The sequence below is a fragment of the Brevundimonas sp. UBA5713 genome, from assembly GCF_002419815.1.
GTDB lineage: Bacteria > Pseudomonadota > Alphaproteobacteria > Caulobacterales > Caulobacteraceae > Brevundimonas.
The window spans coordinates 1-4,047 of record NZ_DIGV01000003.1; the positions used below are offsets into that span (position 1 = coordinate 1).

Genomic DNA, 4,047 nt, shown 5'->3' on the forward strand with positions numbered 1-4,047 from the left:
GGGCCTCTGATTGCACGGCGGCTGAAGAAGCGGAGAGTGCCTCCGACAGGCCGTTGGCATCTCGATGAAATGGTCTGCAAGATCGGAGGACGGCGCATGTATCTGTGGCGCGCAGTCGACGACGAAGGCGAGGTTTTAGACGTCGTTGTCCAGCGCCAGCGGGACACAGAGGCGGCTTTGAAGCTGATCAGACGTCTTTTGCGCAATCAACCGGTCGAGCCAGAAACCATCACGACGGACGGGTTGGCCTCGTACGGTGCGGCACTCGATCGGTTGGAACTGCGCCATCTGCATCGCCCTGGCAGGCTTCGTGACAACAACCGCGTTGAGAACTCACATCTGCCGATCCGACGACGGGAGCGGCAGCATCAGAGGTTCAAATCCCAAGCCTCAGCCCAGAGATTTCTCACCACCCACGCCGCGATCTACAACACCTTCAACTTCCAGCGCCATTTGATCAGCAGACCCACACTTCGTTGCTTTCGCGCTGAAGCGAATGCCGCGTGGGAGGCGGCCGTGGTCTGAAAATGAGCAGGGTAGGGATCTTTCGACTTCGCTTAGTTATCCTGACAGCACCTTTCCAACAGCAGGCCGCTCTTGCCCAGAGTATCGTCGTGGCTGAGGCGCTGGATCAACGCCAGACCAGCGCAGGCGATGGGTTCGGTTCAACAGTCCGATTTCGGGTGGTGGACCGCCTTAAAGGCGATCTTTCAGCAGGCGCCGAGTTCGCCCTTCGACAGCAGTCCACGGAAACGATGGACGTCAGCACCGACCTGCGTCCCGCTGCGGGCGAGCAATTCCTGCTGCTCCTGTCGCGAGACTATTATCAGCAGTTGGTCGCTGAGGCAGGCAGGGCCAGGATGCAGCCTATGCGCAGATCATGCCGGGCTATCTGGTTTCTCCAGAGGGCCTGATGCCCACAGTCATCGGACAACCCCGTCTTTCTTCTATCGAGGAAGCTAGAAATGCAGCTCAATAAATCCGCATCAATGGTTTGCCGCACGGCGGTTCTGGCCCTTTGCACATGCCTCGCCGCTACGCCGGTGTTGGCGCAAACACCGCCAATGGAACGGAAGTGGGCGACGCCCTCGGCTCAGGTCTTCATTCATGTAGACATGCCGCCCGCTTGTGATGCCGCGACCCAGCGCGCCATCAATACGTGGAATGCTCAAGGATCGCGGTGGACGTATGGGTGGACCTCGCAGAACTATCAGACGGACCGCCAGGCCTACGTCGGTCGGGTCACATTCGCGCCGCAGCGGCTAGGCCCGTCCGTGCCCGGCCAAGCGACTAGATATCCGAATACCGGTACGACGATGAACTCCGCCTGGATCGGCATTAACGACCAGATGCTCTACTGGAACGGGTCCTATTATACCGCAGATGGCGACCTCCAGTGTCCGACGAGCGGCGGGGTGGCGTCCAACCGCTACAGTTTCGAGTATGTGGCTTTGCATGAGCTTGGGCACACGCTCGGCTTTGGTCATCACAACGACTACAGCTGCGCCATGAGTTACGGCACCTTCGCCGGGGACACCCGCACACGTCCCTGCGCCGCGGAGGCGGCGGAACTGCGCCGACAGTACGGAGCCCGATAGATGAGAGCCGTTGTTGTCGCGATCTTTTTCACCAGTTCACTGGCGGCCTGCTCCGCCGATCCCGGACGAGGGCAGCAGGCCGTTCCGGCCGACTGGCGGGCAGTCGCATTCGATCCCTGTTGCACGATCCATGTGCCTCCGGAGTTCCGCGAAGTTCCCAAGCCTTCCGGCGTGCGCGATCCCAGCTTCATCGTGGTCGGGAACGACGCCACCGAAATCGTCTTCGAATACCGGCCCCAGGTCGGCTTTCCGGAAGGCCCTCTGGGCCAGCAGGATTGGTCGCAGGATCGCATGAAGGTCGATGGGCAGGAGGCCGACCTCGTCTCCTACGCGGCGACCGATGCCTTCGCTGGTGGAAGGACGTTGCGCATGCGGGTCAGGCGGCCGGAAGCCCAGACACATCAGTCGGCGCCGACGCCGGAGAGAGGCATGGAACTTGGCGCCACGGCGAACTGCCGAACAGACGCCGATTGTGACGCGGCGCGCCGCGTCTTCTCGCTGATCGACCTCAGCGACAGCCGCGATTAGATTTCGGTTCAGTCGGCCGCCCGGTCGTGTCTCGGCCGGGCGGCCAGCGGCGGCGGCAGAACGCGCGGCCTAGGTCAGGCCTGATCGACCGCCTTACGGAGCTCGGCGATACGTTTTTCGCTCGCGTCGACGACTACCTGCCGAAGCACCTCGATGCGCTCGGTCAGATAGGCCAGTTCCTCGTCGGTGATGCGGTAGTGGCGTGAGTAGCGGGCTTTGACGTAGGCGGCGCGGAGGAGTTCGAAGCAGCGCTTTTGGAACTTGGTGTCGTGGGGCCAGACGTCGCGGAGGCGGGGCACCAAGGGCTCCGTCATGGAGCGAACCGTATTCGAACTGACTGTAGGATTTCTTGGAATGGCCCTTAGGAGCAAAAGGGCAGGGGCGTTTGCCTCAAAGCGGACCTTCAGAGATTCTGAACCTGACTCAGAAGCGAAGTAGGCATCACGCCACAAAGCCGTCGTCCAGCTTACGCGAGGAATGTCGCGTTCACGGCGTGATCCGTATGCCGCTATTGGCGCATTGTTGATGTGCCGAATGGTGACGTCTGCGTCTGCAAAGAGCACTGTGTCTCAATGCGACCGCCCGACAGGAAGATGGCTCATAGAGACCGACCCGATCCTTCAACGTCTGGCCGGGGGCATGCATGCAGATGCGTCGACCTGAAACTTCAGCACACTGCTTGTTGTATCCTGGTCACCATATCTCTGGCGGTCCGCGTTACTCCGACGATGGTGGCCGAGGCGGCTCCGGTCCAGTCGCCGTAGCCCATGAGCCAGAGACGGGGCTGCCGCTTAGATCGGTTGTTCTCGACCGCGACGCGTCCGTCCGCCTCCACGACGCCGAGCGGGCGAAGGTGGTCCAAGGCCGGGCGGAAGCCGGTGCACCAGATTATCGCGTCAATCGGTTCGTCCTTGCCATCAGACCAAGTAACGCCCTCCCTATTCAATGCGATGAACGGCCGGCAACTATTGAGGGCTCCGCGGGCCCGTGCCGCCCTGACGCTGGGGATGGCTACGATGTCGCCTAAACCGCCAATAGGCGCATCGACGGCACGCCCCTCCAACTGAGCCTTCCATCGGTCGGTGGCGCGCTGAAACAGCACACGGCCATCGACATCATCAGGAAGGAACAGTGGCTCCGTGGTCGTCACCCAGGTCGCGTCGGCTACAAGCGAGACCTCGGCCATGATCTGGGCACCGGAATTCCCGCCGCCGATCACGAGGACGCGCTTGCCGGCAAACGCCTCAGGCGTCTTGTACTGACCCGAGTGCAGCTGGACGCCACCGAACTTAGACCGTCCGGGGTATTCAGGCACGAAAGGATGGGACCAGGTGCCGGTCGCGCTGACGACCATGCCAGCCCTGCGCGTCCCTTGGTCAGTGACGACTTCCAGTCCCCCTTCGATGGCATTGACGGCGTGGACCTGGACGGGACGCTCGATGGGAAACTGATAGCGCTGCTCATAGACGGTGAAATAATCTATCACGTCGTCACGGGTCGGGTAGTCAACGCCCGGCTTGGCCGGCATCGGCCAACCGGGTAGCGAACTCCAACTGCTCGGCGAAAACAACCTGAGGGAATCCCAGCCGTGGTGCCATGCGCCGCCCGGCTTCTGGCCCGCATCGAGCACCACATATTTCAAACCTGCTCGGCGCAAATAATAGGCCGTCGCCAAGCCGGCCTGTCCCCCGCCAATAACTATGACGTCCACTTGAGCGTCGTTGGAAGTGTCCGCCATTTTCACGTTGTGAGTCCCTTTGACTGCGACCGGATTGCAATGGCTGACAGGTCGTTTGCGGCATCGATCGGCACGCCGGACGCCTTCCGCTCGGAATAGCGGTCCACCAGTTGGTCTGCATGGGCGCGAGTCAGGACTGTGAATCGCACCAGTTCCTCCATCGGTGCTGACAGGCTAACGCTA

Annotated in this window: 5 protein-coding genes and 1 pseudogene; 3 read left to right on the forward strand and 3 right to left on the reverse strand. The window is 61.6% G+C overall.

Annotated elements, in window-relative coordinates:
- From B3B04_RS00095 to B3B04_RS00105, 3 genes are all read left to right on the forward strand, one after another.
- Positions 1–525, forward strand: a 525-nt coding sequence (locus B3B04_RS00095; RefSeq protein WP_292038488.1) for an IS6 family transposase, incomplete at its 5' end; no start/stop codon positions are given.
- A gap of 440 nt (positions 526–965) precedes the next feature.
- Positions 966–1,598: a matrixin family metalloprotease gene (locus tag B3B04_RS00100; protein ID WP_292038491.1), complete on the forward strand. Its 633-nt coding sequence runs from the start codon at positions 966–968 to the stop codon at positions 1,596–1,598.
- Complete coding sequence (locus B3B04_RS00105; RefSeq protein WP_292038495.1) at positions 1,599–2,126, forward strand: hypothetical protein; 528 nt, start codon at positions 1,599–1,601, stop codon at positions 2,124–2,126.
- Positions 2,127–2,200: 74 nt separating this feature from the next.
- Here the strand turns inward: B3B04_RS00105 and B3B04_RS00110 are convergent, their stop codons facing one another.
- The 3 genes and pseudogenes from B3B04_RS00110 to B3B04_RS00120 form a co-directional block, all read right to left on the reverse strand.
- Positions 2,201–2,440 carry a nucleotidyltransferase gene (locus tag B3B04_RS00110; RefSeq protein WP_292038502.1) on the reverse strand — a complete coding sequence of 80 codons (240 nt, stop codon included), beginning with the start codon at positions 2,438–2,440 and terminating at the stop codon, positions 2,201–2,203.
- A gap of 353 nt (positions 2,441–2,793) precedes the next feature.
- Positions 2,794–3,864 carry an ArsO family NAD(P)H-dependent flavin-containing monooxygenase gene (locus B3B04_RS00115; RefSeq protein WP_292038505.1) on the reverse strand — a complete coding sequence of 357 codons (1,071 nt, stop codon included), beginning with the start codon at positions 3,862–3,864 and terminating at the stop codon, positions 2,794–2,796.
- A gap of 2 nt (positions 3,865–3,866) precedes the next feature.
- Positions 3,867–4,047 (reverse strand): annotated as a pseudogene (locus B3B04_RS00120) (hypothetical protein); the annotation flags it as partial.

What these genes read in the sequence shown, in the direction of transcription:
- B3B04_RS00100 (WP_292038491.1), top strand. Translation starts at nt 966, where the DNA reads ATGCAGCTCAATAAATCCGCATCAATGGTTTGCCGCACGGCGGTTCTG.
- B3B04_RS00105 (WP_292038495.1), top strand. Translation starts at nt 1,599, where the DNA reads ATGAGAGCCGTTGTTGTCGCGATCTTTTTCACCAGTTCACTGGCGGCC.
- B3B04_RS00110 (WP_292038502.1), bottom strand. Translation starts at nt 2,440, where the DNA reads ATGACGGAGCCCTTGGTGCCCCGCCTCCGCGACGTCTGGCCCCACGAC.
- B3B04_RS00115 (WP_292038505.1), bottom strand. Translation starts at nt 3,864, where the DNA reads ATGGCGGACACTTCCAACGACGCTCAAGTGGACGTCATAGTTATTGGC.